Origin of the sequence: Streptomyces sulfonofaciens (genome assembly GCF_014656295.1) — a bacterium.
Taxonomy (GTDB): Bacteria; Actinomycetota; Actinomycetes; order Streptomycetales; family Streptomycetaceae; genus Streptomyces; species Streptomyces sulfonofaciens.
In genome coordinates this window covers 93,708-107,971 of the sequence record NZ_BNCD01000019.1, presented here as the reverse complement: position 1 = coordinate 107,971, position 14,264 = coordinate 93,708, and the positions used below count along the sequence as shown (strand labels likewise).

Genomic DNA, 14,264 nt, shown 5'->3' with positions numbered 1-14,264 from the left:
GAAAGGAAGATCATGGCCATATCCGATGCGTCAGGCTCGGACGCCGCGCGGGAGCGGACGTACCGGTGGCAGGACCCCGCCACGACGGCGGCCGCGGTACCGGGGAGGAGCGGTCGGGAGTTCCTGGAGGCGATCGGTGACGGAACGCTGCCGCGGCCGCCCATCCTGGACACCCTCGGGATAGACGTGGTCGAGGTGGGCGACGGGCGGGTGGTGTTCGCGCTGACGCCCGCGGAGTGGCACTACAACCCCATCGGCAGTGTCCACGGGGGCGTCATGGCCACGCTCGCCGACACGGCCCTCGGCTGTGCGGTGCACAGCCGTCTGCCGGCGGGCACCGGCTACACCTCCCTCGAAGTGAAGATCAACTTCACCAGGGCGGTGACCCTCGCGTCGGGGCGCCTGGTGTGCGAGGGCAAGGTCCTCACGCTGGGTCGGCGTACGGCGACCTCCGAGGCGCGCATCCTGGATCAGCAGGACCGGCTCGTGGCCCACGCCAGCACCACGTGCCTGGTCTTCCCCGTGTGACGAAGGCCCGGCCTGCCGAGGACGCCTCCGCGCTCCTCGGCCGGCCGGGGCAGGCGCGCCGGGCGGCCTGCGAGCCGCACGCCGTGCCTCAGTACAGGCCGCAGGGCCGCGGGTCCTGACGAGCGGGCCGGAACCCGGAACCCCGGAACCCGGGAACCCCGGAACCCCGGAACCCCGGAACCCGGGAACCCCGGAACCCCGGAACCCCGGAACCCGGAACCCGGGAACCCGGGAACCCCGGAACCCGGGAACCCGGGAACCCCGGAACCCGGGAACCCCGGAACCCCGGAACCCCGGAACCCCGGAACCCGGGAGCACGAGGACCCGGGAACCTCGAACCCGGGGACCCGGGAACACAGGAACACCGAACACCGGAACGCCCGATCCGGCGGCGAGCCCTCTCCACTGCGGTGAGCGCCTCCTTCCTCCGCCGACGAGCACGGGGCGCGCAGCGAGTCCTCTTGCCAAGCCAGGAGAACAAGTCCACGATTGTCCCTCCGCTGCCCACTGCCCCGCTGCCCCCGCCGAGTAAGTCCCGCGCGGCATCCGCCAGTACCCGCACCGAGCCCGTACCGAGCGCTCCGGCCGGGCCGCCGTCCCCGCCCCGTCCTCCAGTCGGCCCTTCCAGTCCTCAAAGCCCTCCGGACCAGGAGCTGTTCCCATGGACTTCGGACTCGTCCTCCAGACCGACCCGCCAGGCTCCGCCGTCGTCACCCTCATGCGCCGCGCCGAACGGGCGGGTTTCCGCTACGGCTGGACCTTCGACTCCGCCGTGCTCTGGCAGGAGCCGTTCGTCATCCACAGCCGCATCCTGGACCACACCGAGCGGCTGATCGTCGGCCCGATGGTCACCAATCCGAGCACCCGGTCGTGGGAGGTGACCGCGTCCACCTTCGCCACCCTCAACGAGATGTACGGCAACCGCACCGTCTGCGGCATCGGACGCGGCGACTCCGCCCTGCGGGTCGCGGGCCGGCCCCCGAACACCCTGGCCAGGCTGAGTGACGCCATCGGCGCGATCCGCGATCTCGCCGAGGGCCGTGCGGCCGAGGTCGACGGACAGCGCATGCGGCTGGCCTGGGCCAGGGACAGCAGGCTGCCGGTCTGGATGGCGGCCTACGGTCCCAAGGCGCTGGCCGTGGCCGGGCAGCGGGCCGACGGCTTCATCCTCCAGCTCGCCGACCCGTACCTGACCGAGTGGATGGTGAAGTCGGTGCGCGCCGCCGCCGAGGCGGCCGGCCGCGATCCGGCCGCGGTCAAGGTCTGCGTGGCGGCTCCCGCCTACGTGGGGGACGACCTCGCGCACGCCCGTGAGCAGTGCCGGTGGTTCGGCGGCATGGTCGGCAACCACGTGGCCGACCTGGTGGCCCGGTACGGGCAGCACTCCGCACTCGTGCCGGACGCGCTCACCTCGTACATCCGGGCCCGCGAGGGCTACGACTACGCGCACCACGGCCGCAGCGGCAACCCGGACGCGGCCTTCGTGCCCGACGAGATCGTGGACCGCTTCTGCCTGCTCGGACCCGCCGAGGCGCACCTGGAGAAGCTGCGGACGCTGCGCGACCTCGGCGTCGACCAGTTCGCGGTGTACGCCATGCACGACGCCCGCGAGAAGGTCATCGACACCTACGGCTCCGAGATCATCCCGGTGCTCGGCTGACCCGTCGAGCCGACCGGCCCCGGACGCCGGCCCGCCTCGCGGACATCCGGCGGCCGTTCGCGCTTTCCCCGCAACCGCCGCGCATCTCCCACCCATCGCACCCGCGTACCCGCGGCCACCCCCCGGGTATCTCCCCTCCGCGCCCTTCGGTGCTGCAACGGCCCGGGAGGCACCCGCACCGGCCTCGCCGGGACATCCCTACCAGCGAATGGGCACGCCATGACCCGCACCGTCCCCCCTGGCCCCCCGTCAGGAAATCCGGGCCCCCTCGGTCCCTCCCCCTCCATATCGGGCGCGCAGTTCCTCACCGGCGACGGCCGCGTGGAGCTGCTGCACGGCGCCTATCCCGCCGGGAGCCCCTTCGCCAACGAGGACCTGCGCCCCATCCCGCTCGCCGAACGCCACTGGGGCACGTACAACTTCACCGCGCTGTGGATCGGCATGGCGCACAACATCCCCTCGTGGACGCTCGCCTCCGGTCTGGTCACGCTCGGCATGGACTGGAAGCAGGCGGTCCTCACGATCGCGCTCGCCAACGTGATCGTCCTGCTGCCCATGCTGCTGACCGGGCATGCGGGGCCCAAGTACGGCATACCGTTCCCGGTGCTCGCCCGGGCGTCCTTCGGGGTGCGCGGCGCCAACCTGCCGGCACTGGTCCGTGCGGCCGTCGCCTGCGGCTGGTTCGGCATCCAGACCTGGATCGGCGGCCAGGGCATCTACGTCCTGCTGGGCAAGGCATACGGCGGGGCCTGGGCCGGGGCCGCGGAGATCGGCGGCTATCCGTGGACCCTGTGGCTGTGCTTCGTGGTGTTCTGGGCGCTGCAACTCGCCGTCATCCTGCGCGGTATGGAGACCCTGCGCCGCTTCGAGAACTGGGCAGGGCCCTTCGTACTGGTGGGCGCCGTGGTGCTGCTCGTGTGGATGGCCGACAAGGCGGGCGGCTTCGGACCGCTGCTCGATGCGCCCTCCCGGCTCGGCTGGGGCGCCCGCTTCTGGCCGGTCTTCTTCCCCGCCCTGATGGGCATGATCGGCTTCTGGTCCACGCTGTCGCTGAACATTCCCGACTTCACCCGCTTCGGCAGGGGCCAGCGGGCGCAGGTGTGGGGCCAGACGATGGGGCTGCCGACGACGATGACGGCCTTCGCACTGCTGTCGGTGCTGGTGACCTCGGGCACCCAGGCGGTGTACGGGGAGCCGATCTGGGAGCCGGTGGCCGTGGCGGGCAAGGCCGACAGCGTGCTGGGACTGCTGTTCGCCCTGGTCACCGTGCTGGTCGCGACGATTTCCACCAATCTGGCCGCCAACGTCGTCTCTCCCGCGTACGACCTGGCCAATCTGGCGCCGAAGTTGGTCGACTTCCGGACCGGTGCGCTGATCACGGGTGTGGTGGGCGTGCTGATCTTCCCGTGGAAGCTGATCGAGACCCCCGAGTTCTACATCTACGTGTGGCTGGGTGTGGTGGGCGGGTTGCTCGGCACGGTGGCCGGGATCCTGATCGCGGACTACTGGTTCGTGCGCCGTGCGTCGCTGGAGCTGGTGGAGCTGTACCAGCGGCAGGGGCGGTACTGGTACACCGGTGGCTGGAACTGGCGGGCGGTGCTGGCGTTCCTGGTGGGCGGCCTCCTCGCCGTGGGCGGCTCGCACTCCGCCCCGGGCAAGGGCCCCTTCCCCGCGGACGGCCTCGTTCCGGCCCTTGAGCCGCTGGCCGACTACGGCTGGGCCGTCGGCCTCGCCTCGGCGTTCGTGCTGTACACGGCGCTGATGTGGCCGGCGGCAGTACGGGAGCGGCGCGGCCGGGCCCTGCCGGGGGACCTCGGGGGCGGCGGCGCCTGACAGCCGTCCGTGCGCGGTCGGCCCCGCGGTCCTGCGCGGGCCGGCCGGCCACCGCCGGGCGGGGACCTGCCGGAATGAGAAGTTCCGCAAGGTCTTGACGCATCGCCTTTCCGCGGGGGAGAGTCGCCCAGCAGGTCGACGCCCGCCGAACGGGACAGGGCGGGCCGGCGTACCGCTCCGCGGCGCCGGTGCTGGCCTGCGCACCCTCGCCGTGATCAGTGCACAGAGGTCCCCGATCCGGTCTACACGAATAGACAACACGAATAGACAACACGAATAGACAACACGAGTAGAACGGATCGGACGATGGTACGGAACGGCGGCGTCCTGGTCGTCGGCTCGGTCAACCGCGATGTGACGGTGCGTACCGAGCGGTTTCCCGCCCCCGGTGAGACGGTCCTCGGCGACCGGCTGCTCACCGGCCTCGGCGGCAAGGGCGCCAACCAGGCCGTCGCCGCCGCGGGTGCGGGCGCTCGGACCCGGCTCCTCGCCACCGTCGGCGACGACGACCACGGTGGCGAACTGGTACGGGCCCTCACGGCGGCCGGGGTCGGCACCGGCCCGCTGCGCAGGGCGCCCGGCCTCGCCACCGGCACGGCGCTGATCACGGTGGACAGCCGGGGCGAGAACCAGATCGTGGTGGTCCCGGGGGCCAACGCGGCGACCGGCGCCGACCGGGTGCGGGAGGAGGCCGCCGCGGTCGGTGCGGCGGACGTGGTCGTCGTCCAGGGCGAGATCCCCGTCGAGGCGGTCACCGAGGTCGTCCGTCTCGGGCCCCGTCTGACCGTGCTCAATCTCGCCCCGTACGTCGCCGTGCCCCGTCCGGTGCTGGAGCGGGTCGACGTGCTCGTGGTCAACGCCACCGAGGCGGGGCAGTTGCTCGGCACCGCCGCCCCGTCGGGCGTTCCCGCCGCCCTTGGCGCGGTGCGGCGGCTCGCGGGCATCGCACGGAGCGCGGTGATCACACTGGGCGCGCAGGGCGCCGTCGTCGCGGGGGCACGCACGGCGCCGGCCCACCTCCCGGTCCTGGAGGCGGTCGAGGTGGTCGACGCGACCGGCGCGGGGGACGCCTTCGTCGGGGTGCTCGCCGCGGAGCTGGCCGCCGGTTCCGACCTGGCGCACGCCGTCGCGCGCGGGGTGGCCGCCGCCTCGCGCACGGTGCAGGTCGCCGGGGCGGCCCAGGCCGCCGTGGCGGCGCTGTCGCGGAACGGGAGCGCCTGATGCGCAACGGCAAGCCGCCCACACGTGCGGACGTGGCCCGCCTGGCCGGGACCTCGACCGCGGTGGTCAGCTACGTCGTCAACGACGGGCCGCGGCCGGTGGCCGCTGCCACCAGGGAGCGGGTGCTCGCGGCCATCGAGGAGCTCGACTACCGTCCCAACGCCGTGGCACGGGCCCTGCGCACCCAGGAGTCGCAGACGGTGGCCATGCTCGTACCCGACATCTCCAACCCGTTCTTCGCCGAGTTCGCCCAGGCCGTCCAGGACTGCGCCTTCGAGCAGGGCAAGGTGCTGCTGATCGGCGACTCGGGCGGCGACGACGAGCGCGAGCGGGCCTATCTGCGCCGCTTCCTCGACCAGCAGGTCGCGGGCATCGTCTTCATCGGGGCGCGGCGCGGTTCCTCGCTGCGGAACATGACCGACGCGGGGGTCCCCGCGGTGGTGCTCGACCGGCCGCTGGACGGGCCGGGCCACTCCTTCGTCGGCATCGACAACACCGCCGCGGCGCACGCCGCCACCCGGCACCTGATCGAGCACGGACACCGCCGCATCGCCTGCGTCGCGGGCCCCGGCGACCACCGCAACGCCGTGGACCGGCTGGCGGGCTGGAGGTCCGCGCTCAAGGAGTCCGGCAGGGCCCCGGACCCGGCGCTCGTCCACGTCGACGCGTTCTCCGTGGAGGGCGGGGTCAGGGCCGGACGCGCCCTGCTCACCGCACGGGCACCGGACGCCGTCTTCGTCAGCAGCGACTCCCAGGCGGAGGGACTGCTCGCCGTGGCCCACCGTCTCGGCCTCGCCGTCCCCGGCGACCTCGCCGTCTTCGGCTTCGACGGGACGCGCCGCAGCGAATACTCCGACCCCGCCATGTCCGTCGTCGAACAACCCGTCAAGGCCGCCGCGCAGTGCGCCCTCGCACTGCTCGCGTCGTCGGTCGCCGAGCATGTGCTGCTCGACTTCACGCTGGCCATCCGCAGGTCCTGCGGATGCGCCGCCGCCCCGGGGACCCGGTGAGCCGCCGTGCCGCAGAGCACCGCCGCCGCGTCCCGTCCCCGCCCGCAGGGCCGGGGGCCGTACGGCGCACCGCCGAGTCCCCGCCACCGACATGCCGCAGCCTTGGGAGGCCGCTCATGAAGCAGGACCAGAAACCGGCCGCGGCAGCGGTCGAACGAAACGGTGTGAACCCGGTTCCGGACGGCGAACGCCACGGCACCCCGCGGGGCCTCTTCGCGGTGTGGTTCTCCTGGAACATCTCCATCCTCGGGGTCAGCTACGGCGTCTACGTCTACGGCGTCGGCCTCAGCGCCTGGCAGGCCGTCGCCGCTGGCCTGCTCGGGTACGTGCTGTCGGCGGTCCTCGTCGGCATCCTCGCCGTCGGCGGGCCGCGCACCGGGCTGCCCACGCTCACCCAGACACGGCTCGCCTTCGGCTTCCACGGCAACAAGTTCCCGACCTTCTTCGCCTACCTGTCCAACGTCGGCTGGAAGGTCACCATCATCACGCTGGCCTCCACGACCGGCGCCAGGCTCTTCGCGCGGCTGTGGCCAGGCGCCTTCGCCGACGGCCGGGGGCACGAGAGCGTGCCCGCGGTCATGATGTGGTTCGTGATCGTCCTCGTGCTCACGGTCACCGTGGCGGTCTTCGGCCACCGGCTCATCCTGCGGGTGGAGAAGTGGGTCGCCTGGCTCACCGCCGTGATGACGGTGGTCTTCATCGGCATGATCGTGCCGCACATCCACTGGAGCCGGATCGGGCACACCCCGAACGGCTCGTTCGGCGAGTTCGTCGGCGGGGCCGTCCTCGCCATGACCCTGGTCGGTCTGGGCTTCCTCAACTACGGCGGCGACTTCGCCCGCTACCTGCCGCGCCGCACCGGCGCGCGCGGTGTCGTCGGCTGGACCGCGGGCGGCATCACACTCCCGGTGGCCGTGCTGCTGGTCCTCGGCATCCTGCTCGCGGCCGGGAACCCCGAGCTCGGTTCCGCGGCGGCCGACGACCCGGTCGGCGCACTCACCGACCTGCTGCCGTTCTGGTTCTTCGTGCCGTTCAGCATCGTCGTGGTGATCTCGCTGATCGCCGCCGCGATCACCGGACTGTACTCGTCGGGCCTTGCGCTGCTGGCCCTGGGAGTGCCCGTCTCCCGGGCGGGCACGACGGTCGTCAACATGGTGGTCATCTCGGCGGGCGCCTTCTACCTCCTGTTCGTCTCCGACTCCTTCCTCGCCACCTTCCAGGCGTTCCTCGCGCTGATCGCCGTGGTGATGGGCACCATGGGCGGCATCCAACTGCTGGACTTCGTCCGGCAGCGCCGCCTGGGCTGGCCGACGGAACTGGCCATGCCGGCCGGACAGGGCGGCAGCGCAGGACGCTGGACCGCCCTGGTTTCCCTGGTGGCCGCCACGGTGATCGGCCTCGGCCTGGTCACCTCCTCCGACCCGAACATCGCCAAGGTGGTCGGCTTCCTGCTCACCGAGGACCAGAAGAAGGGCGTCATCGGCACCACCAACGTCGGCGTCCTCGTCGCGATGGCCGTCGGCGCCGCCCTCTACGCCCTTCTGACGTTCGTGCTGGGGATCGACCCGAAGGGCCCGGCGCGCAGCACGGAGCCAGGCCGCGACCTGGAGGGCGTACCGTCATGAGCTTCACCAGGCCCGATGTGTGGCACGCCCCGGCAACCTACTGGTTCTGGCAGCGCATCCCGACCCGCGAGGAGATCCGCGAGCAGCTCGACTCCCTCGCCGCGGCCGGTTTCGGCTCGTTCCAGATCCAGACCAGGCTCTCCTTCCCGCGGGCCGACTACCTGGGCGGGGAGTACCTCGCCGCCTGCCGCGCCGCGGCCGACGAGGCCGCCGCGCGGGGCCTGATGATGGGGCTCTACGACGAGTACAACTGGCTCTCCGGGCACGCGGGCGGCCGGACCGTGGCGGGCCGGGACGAACTGCGCGAGCGGCACATGTTCTTCACCACCGCCCGCCTCGGCGGCGCGTTCGCCGAGTGCGCCGTCGACGGGATACGGGCGACGGACGTCGACCACCTCCTCGAACCCGGCAGGAACTGGGTGTTCGAGGGCGGTGCCCTGCGCTGGGACGAGTGGGAGGTCGTCGCCGCGCTGGCCCACCCCGAGGGCACCGTCGACGACGCGGAGTCGGTCGTGGACGTCACCGCGGACGCCGTCCTGGTCCAGGCGGGCGGGTCCGGGTGCCGGGTGCGCGTCGCCGCCGAGGCGCTGCGCGGACGCTCGGCCCTGACCGTGTTCGTCGCCGCCCGGTGCGCCTCCAGCCGGATGATCAACTACCTGCTGCCGGAGGCCGCGGAGCGGTTCCTTGAGGTGGGTTACGAGCCGTACGCGGCGGCGCTCGGCGACCATCTGGGCAGCACGGTCCGCTATGTGTTCTTCGACCAGCCGCACGGTTGCTTCTTCGACTGGCGGGGCCGGACGGGGCACGTGGGCTCGTCGCTGATGTACGCACCGGCGATCGTGCCCGCCGACCGCCGGGTCCTGCTGGCGCTGGCCCGCGATGTGGGACCGCGCACCGCGGCCTGGCGCTGTGACTTCTTCGAGCGGTACGCCTCGGTCGGCATCGACGCCTTCCTCGGCACGCTGTCGGCGTGGTGCAGGGCGCACGGCGTGGCGCTCTCGGGCCACGAGGTCCTCGGCTACGTCTCGTCGTGGGACCCGACCAGCACGATCATCACCGACGACCCGCGGACGAACTTCGGCACCGACTACTTCGGCCTCGACCGGCTGCGCGACCTGACGGCGGTCGACGCGCGCAACGAGCACCCGCAGATCAGCGCCAAGTTCGGTGACTCCATGGCCCGCTCCCACGGGCGCTCCGGCTGCCTGGTGGAGCAGTACTTCGCCCGTACCGGGCAGGGCTCGCACTTCGCGGCGGGACGCTGGGAACTCACCCTGGGCCAGCTCCGGGAGCAGACCGTCCGGCACCATCTGCTCGGTATGCGGCAGTTGCTGACGCACGCGTTCTGGCTGACGGACGGCGACGACCGGGACGAGGTCCTCGCCAACCCGCGCTTCGACTTCCCGCCCGGTGTCAACTTCGAACCCTGGTTCGGCCACCACCGGGCGTTCGCCGACGAGTCCGGCAGGCTCTCCGAGTTCCTCGACGGCGCCAGGCCGTTGGACGAGATCGCCGTGCTCTACCCCCTGCGGACGAGCTGGGCATGCGGACCGGGCCACCCGTACGGCAAGCACCTGGCGTTCTGGGCGGAGCACCTGGCACGGGGCGGCTACGACTTCCGCCTTCTGGACGAGCGCGAGCTGCGCGCGGGACCACTGCCGCAGGGGTTCACCACGCTGATCCTGCCCGGGGTGTCCGTCGTGGCCGACGCCGCGACGCTCGACGCCGTCGAGGAGTTCGCCGCCCGGGGCGGGAGCGTCCTCGCCTCAGGACCCCTGCCGTCGGCCACCCAGCGCTCGGGGCTCGACGCACGCCTGACCGCGCGGACGCGCGCCCTGCTCGGGGGCGAGCACGGGGCGTACTGGGAGGGCGTCCCTTCCGACGAGGACGTCGACGCCCGCCTCTGCGCCGCCCTGGCCGGCCACACCCGGGTGGAGACCGACGGCATGGTGTGGTCCCGCCGCGGCCTGGACGCCACGGGCACCAGGGTGGCGCTGTTCAACGACGACCCGGGGCGGCGCACCGTCTCCGTGCGGCCGACGGGGCTGCCCGCGCTGGTCACCCGCTGGAACACCGCCGACGGTACGACCGGCGAGCCGTTCGAGGTCTCCGGGGACCTGCGCCTCACCCTCGACCCGGGAGAGCTGGTCTGCGTGCACCTGGACCCCGGCCCCCGTGCCGTTCCGGCCACCAGGGTGCTCGACGCGGGGTGGACCCTCGCCGTCGACGACCGGGTGCGGCCCGTCGACGTGTACCGGGGCTGGGAGCGGCAGGGCGAGGAGACCTTCTCGGGTGTCGGCGAATACCGGACCCAGGTCGCGCTGACGGCGGCCGAAGCGGCGTGGCCCCGGTGGGAGCTCCTGCTTCCCGAGGTCGCGGCGAGCGCGGAGGCGGAGATCAACGGGCACCGCGTCGGCCGCTGGGGCTGGGGACCGTTCCGTGCCGCCTTCGGCCCCGGGGTGCTGCGGGAAGGACCCAATCTCCTGCGCATCCGGGTGGCGTCGACCGCCGCCAACTCGCACTACGCGCACGGCAGCCAGCGGCAGGGCCCGCCGGACCCGAGCGGACTGCTCCGCCCGCCCAGGCTCCGGCCCCACCTGCCGTGAGGCCGGGCCCGCCCGAGCCGTGAGGCCGCCGGGGACCCGGCCGGGCCTCAGGCCGTCGGGGGCCGGCCGCGCCGTGGGGCCGTACGGGCCCGGCCGCCCGGGGCCCGCCGGGCGGCACGGCCCGGAGGCCGGCACGGCCCGGGGCCGCCGTGCAGCAGGACTGCCGCGTCCGCATTCTTGTGTGCGAATTCGCCGGTTGCCGGTAGGGACATCACCTCCCTGCTTCTGGGTAGAGGAGACGCTGTTGTCGATGTGGTCCGGAAAGGGCGGCCCAGGGGCCGGGTTCCACACAGTGCGAAGCCAGGCACTGCGGTACGCGGCACCGGCGTTTGCGGGCGCCGCCGGGCCCCGCGCCATATGACCGGGCGTCGCCCCGACGGAGTCCCCTGGCCCGGGACCGGATTCGGTCCGAACGAGAAAGAGCTGCACGAAGGGGTTCTGATCCGTGTATGACCCGCTGGATTCCGACATAGCCGTCTACAGTTGGGTGCTGGAGCATCGCGCCGTCGACCAGCAGGCGATTGCCGAGACCATCGGGATCACTCCGGAAAGAGTCAGAAGCAGTATCGAACGCCTTTTTCGCGCACATCTGCTCCATGCCAATCCCGAGGATCCCTCGGACGTCTACGCGGTGGCCCCCGAAACGGCGACCGCGGAGCTGGCCGCCCCCCTGGAAACCCACATACGCGAGAACGAGCGGCGCATAGCCGTCATGCGGGAGACGCTCAGCCGCTTCTCGCCCTACTACCACCGGCGCCGCTCGCCGCGCGAGGCGCTGGAAATACTGGAGAACGTCCAGGACGTGCGCAACGCCCTGAACCGGGCGTCGGAGCGGTGCCGTGAGGAGGTGCTGAGCTGCCAGCCCGGCGGCGGCTCGCGGGTGCCCGAAGCCATGCAGGAGGCGCTCCTGAGGGACCAGGCGATGCTGGAACGCGGTATCGTCCTGCGGACCCTGTACCACCACACGGCCCGGTTCAACGGACCGAGCCAGGCCTACGTCGCCGCCAACTCCGACCTCGGCGGACAGTACCGGACCTCACACGAACTGTTCGGCCGCCTCATCGTGTTCGACAGGGAACTGGCCTTCATACCGGTGCAGGACGACAGTTGGGGAGCGGTCGTGATCCGCGAGGCGTCGACGGTCGCCTATCTGTGCCAGATCTTCGAGCAGACCTGGGACCGGGCCACGCCCTTCGCCGACCCCGTCGGCCAGGGCCTTGAGGAGGTGTCGCGTGAGATCCACGAGACCATCGTCCAGTTGCTGGCCGCGGGCATCAAGGACGAGGCCATCGCGAGGCGGCTCGGGATGTCGCTGCGCACCGCGCGGCGCCATATCGCGGACATCATGGAGCAGTTGGAGGCGACGAGCCGTTTCCAGGCCGGTGCCAACGCCGCCGCACGCGGCTTACTCGGCGCGGACACCAGGCCGCCCCGGCTCCCCCTGTGACGGGAGAACCACGCCGCACGGCCCCCGTCGCGCATGTCCGGGACCGGTTTCCCGTGGCTGGCGGGACGGCTGCGGTGCACCGGATACTCAGGGGACGAGGACCCCACCAGCCCTGGTCTGAACGGCCGGCTTCGCCTCACAAGGACGACGGCCGGCGAGGACAGAAGGCGAAACATGGACATGGGACACGAGCACTTCGAAAGGGACGAATCCGGGGCGTTATACATTCAGGAGCTGGCCCTTTTCGTCTTCGCCCATCTGGGGCGGGCCCCCGGAATCCTGTGGCCCGAGCACGACCACCCGGCGTTGCGCCCGCAGGCCGGGCCCGAGGAGCTCGCCCTGCTCGCCGAGGGGCTGAGCAGGGCCACGGGGCTACCGGTGCGCACCTGCCGGCTCGAACCGGTGGGAGCCGGCCTGCAAACGGGCTCCGCACGGCGGCACTGCCTGTTCCACCAGACCGCGGGGACCGGAAAGTGGTGGCTCCTGGCCGGCCCCGCCGACTCCGCCGGGGCCGGGTCCACGGCATTTCGCACCTACCGCCTCAGGGTCAGCGAGATCCTGTACGTCCCGGTGCACTGGACGTGGCTCGTCGACCTCGCACCGGGCGGCCGGTTGATCCATACCTGTCTGGGCCCGGCCGACGATCCGTCGCCCACCGACTGACGAGCGCGCGCAGCGGAGCGGACCGCGGACACCGGGCGGTCCTGGCACCCGCCGCTTCCCCCGCGGCCCCGTAATCCTCGTCCCCGGAATACCGGGACGCTGGAAGGAATCGCAAGCACATCGGGCTGCAGGCGCACACCCATGTGAAATCCATGCGGTCGCGGCGCGACAATCCTGGCACGCCCGAGCGCGAAGCACCCGCATTTATCGGCGCGGTCACCCGCATTTTCCTGGGTGAACCCGGTTCCCCGGTGCCGTGCCCGTCGGTGACCGAATGGTGCCCGGGGCCCTGGCACGCCGGGCGGCCGCACCGCGAGCCGGTGGCGTGGCTGCCGTCCGCCGCGTCTCGTACCAGCCCACAGGCGGTGCCGGCGCCGTCCGGCGAGACGGTCCGCCGCCCCCCGGACAGCCCCGTGGGCGCCCGAGTCCGCGCGGGGCCGGGGCGCGCCGGTACCGGCGCGCCCTGTGACGGGGCCGGGGAAACGGCCCGCCATTGCCGTGCGAGCCGGAAGCACATATTCTACGGCGCGGTACAGGAAAGCCTCAGGAAACCGCACTGCCGGAATTGCTGGGGTTGGTGGTTCGGACATGTCCCAACCACAAGAAAAAACTGCGTGAAGGGGTCCGGATCGGTGCATGAACCGTGGGATTCTGACACTGTCGTCTACAGTTGGGTGCTCGAGCACCGGACCATCGACCAGTCGGCCATCGCGGAGGATACGGGGATTACCCCCGACCGGATCAGGCGCAGCATCGACCGCCTCTTCCGCGCCCATCTGCTGCACGCCAACCCCGACGATCCCGCGGACGTCTACGCGGTGGCGCCCGAGACCGCCACCGCGGAACTGGCCGCCCCGCTGGAGGCGCACATCCGTGAGCAGCAGAGGAGAATCGACGCGCTGCGCGAAGCGCTCCACCCCTTCTCCCCGCTCTACCACCGGCGCCGCTCGCCGCGCGAGGCGCTGGAAATACTGGAGAACGTCCAGGACGTGCGCAACGCCCTGAACCGGGCGTCGGAGCGGTGCCGTGAGGAGGTGCTGAGCTGCCAGCCCGGCGGCGGCTCCCGCGTACCGGAGGCCATGCAGGAGGCGCTCCAGCGGGACCAGGCCATGCTCGGACGGGGCATCGTGCTGCGGACCCTGTACCACCACACCGCTCGCTTCAACGGCCCCAGCCAGGCCTATGTGGCGGCGAACTCCGCCCTCGGCGGCCAGTACAGGACCTCGCACGAACTGTTCGGCCGGCTGATCGTGTTCGACCGCGAACTTGCCTTCATACCCCTGCACGACGACCGCTGGGGGGCCGTGGTGATCCGCGAGGCGTCGACCGTGGCCTATCTGTGCCAGATCTTCGAGCAGACCTGGGACCGGGCCACGCCCTTCGCCGACCCCGTCGGCCAGGGCCTTGAGAAGGTCTCGCGGGAGATCCAGGAGACGATCATCCGGTTGCTCGCCGCGGGCATCAAGGACGAGGCCATCGCCCGACGGCTCGGCATGTCGCTGCGCACGGCACGGCGTCACATCGCCGACATCATGGAGCAGCTCGACGCCACGAGCCGTTTCCAGGCGGGCGTCAACGCCGCCGCACGCGGCTTAGTCGGCGCGGACACCGGCCCGGGACAGCTCCCGCACTGAGGCGCCATCCGGCCCCGACTCGGTGGCAACGTTGTCC

Annotated in this window: 10 protein-coding genes; all 10 read left to right on the top strand. The window is 72.2% G+C overall.

Features of this window, described 5'->3' with window-relative positions:
- The first annotated feature begins 12 nt into the window (after window positions 1-12).
- The 10 genes from IE313_RS26635 (at window position 13) to IE313_RS35535 (ending at window position 14,227) form a co-directional block, all read left to right on the top strand.
- Complete coding sequence (locus IE313_RS26635; RefSeq protein WP_189936544.1) at window positions 13-528, top strand: PaaI family thioesterase; 516 nt, start codon at window positions 13-15, stop codon at window positions 526-528.
- Between the two features lie 661 nt (window positions 529-1,189).
- Complete coding sequence (locus tag IE313_RS26625; protein ID WP_189936542.1) at window positions 1,190-2,188, top strand: TIGR03842 family LLM class F420-dependent oxidoreductase; 999 nt, start codon at window positions 1,190-1,192, stop codon at window positions 2,186-2,188.
- 219 nt (window positions 2,189-2,407) lie between these two features.
- On the top strand, window positions 2,408-4,021 hold the full coding sequence (locus tag IE313_RS26620; RefSeq protein ID WP_189936540.1) for an NCS1 family nucleobase:cation symporter-1: 1,614 nt from the start codon (window positions 2,408-2,410) through the stop codon (window positions 4,019-4,021).
- A 306-nt stretch (window positions 4,022-4,327) separates the two neighbouring features.
- Window positions 4,328-5,242, top strand: coding sequence for a ribokinase (locus tag IE313_RS26615; protein WP_189936537.1), 915 nt, complete (start codon window positions 4,328-4,330; stop codon window positions 5,240-5,242).
- The gene (locus tag IE313_RS26610) at window positions 5,242-6,252 is read left to right on the top strand and encodes a LacI family DNA-binding transcriptional regulator (RefSeq protein ID WP_189936535.1); all 1,011 of its coding nucleotides are present in this window, start codon (window positions 5,242-5,244) and stop codon (window positions 6,250-6,252) included. The genes IE313_RS26615 and IE313_RS26610 overlap by 1 nt, the downstream gene beginning before the upstream one ends.
- Before the next feature lie 116 nt (window positions 6,253-6,368).
- Entirely contained in the window at window positions 6,369-7,877 is a 1,509-nt protein-coding gene (locus IE313_RS26605; RefSeq protein WP_189936534.1) for a purine-cytosine permease family protein, read from the top strand.
- Entirely contained in the window at window positions 7,874-10,483 is a 2,610-nt protein-coding gene (locus tag IE313_RS26600; RefSeq protein ID WP_189936532.1) for a hypothetical protein, read from the top strand. Before IE313_RS26605 ends, IE313_RS26600 begins: the two co-directional genes overlap by 4 nt.
- Window positions 10,484-10,928: 445 nt before the next feature.
- Window positions 10,929-11,930, top strand: coding sequence for a helix-turn-helix transcriptional regulator (locus tag IE313_RS26595; RefSeq protein WP_189936530.1), 1,002 nt, complete (start codon window positions 10,929-10,931; stop codon window positions 11,928-11,930).
- Between the two features lie 174 nt (window positions 11,931-12,104).
- Complete coding sequence (locus IE313_RS26590) at window positions 12,105-12,593, top strand: hypothetical protein (protein WP_189936528.1); 489 nt, start codon at window positions 12,105-12,107, stop codon at window positions 12,591-12,593.
- Between the two features lie 674 nt (window positions 12,594-13,267).
- Window positions 13,268-14,227 (top strand): helix-turn-helix transcriptional regulator, encoded by a 960-nt coding sequence (locus IE313_RS35535; RefSeq protein ID WP_229924980.1) that lies wholly within the window; start codon window positions 13,268-13,270, stop codon window positions 14,225-14,227.
- Window positions 14,228-14,264: the final 37 nt, after the last annotated feature.

What these genes read in the sequence shown, in the direction of transcription:
- IE313_RS26635 (WP_189936544.1), top strand. Translation starts at nt 13, where the DNA reads ATGGCCATATCCGATGCGTCAGGCTCGGACGCCGCGCGGGAGCGGACG.
- IE313_RS26625 (WP_189936542.1), top strand. Translation starts at nt 1,190, where the DNA reads ATGGACTTCGGACTCGTCCTCCAGACCGACCCGCCAGGCTCCGCCGTC.
- IE313_RS26620 (WP_189936540.1), top strand. Translation starts at nt 2,408, where the DNA reads ATGACCCGCACCGTCCCCCCTGGCCCCCCGTCAGGAAATCCGGGCCCC.
- IE313_RS26615 (WP_189936537.1), top strand. Translation starts at nt 4,328, where the DNA reads ATGGTACGGAACGGCGGCGTCCTGGTCGTCGGCTCGGTCAACCGCGAT.
- IE313_RS26610 (WP_189936535.1), top strand. Translation starts at nt 5,242, where the DNA reads ATGCGCAACGGCAAGCCGCCCACACGTGCGGACGTGGCCCGCCTGGCC.
- IE313_RS26605 (WP_189936534.1), top strand. Translation starts at nt 6,369, where the DNA reads ATGAAGCAGGACCAGAAACCGGCCGCGGCAGCGGTCGAACGAAACGGT.
- IE313_RS26600 (WP_189936532.1), top strand. Translation starts at nt 7,874, where the DNA reads ATGAGCTTCACCAGGCCCGATGTGTGGCACGCCCCGGCAACCTACTGG.
- IE313_RS26590 (WP_189936528.1), top strand. Translation starts at nt 12,105, where the DNA reads ATGGACATGGGACACGAGCACTTCGAAAGGGACGAATCCGGGGCGTTA.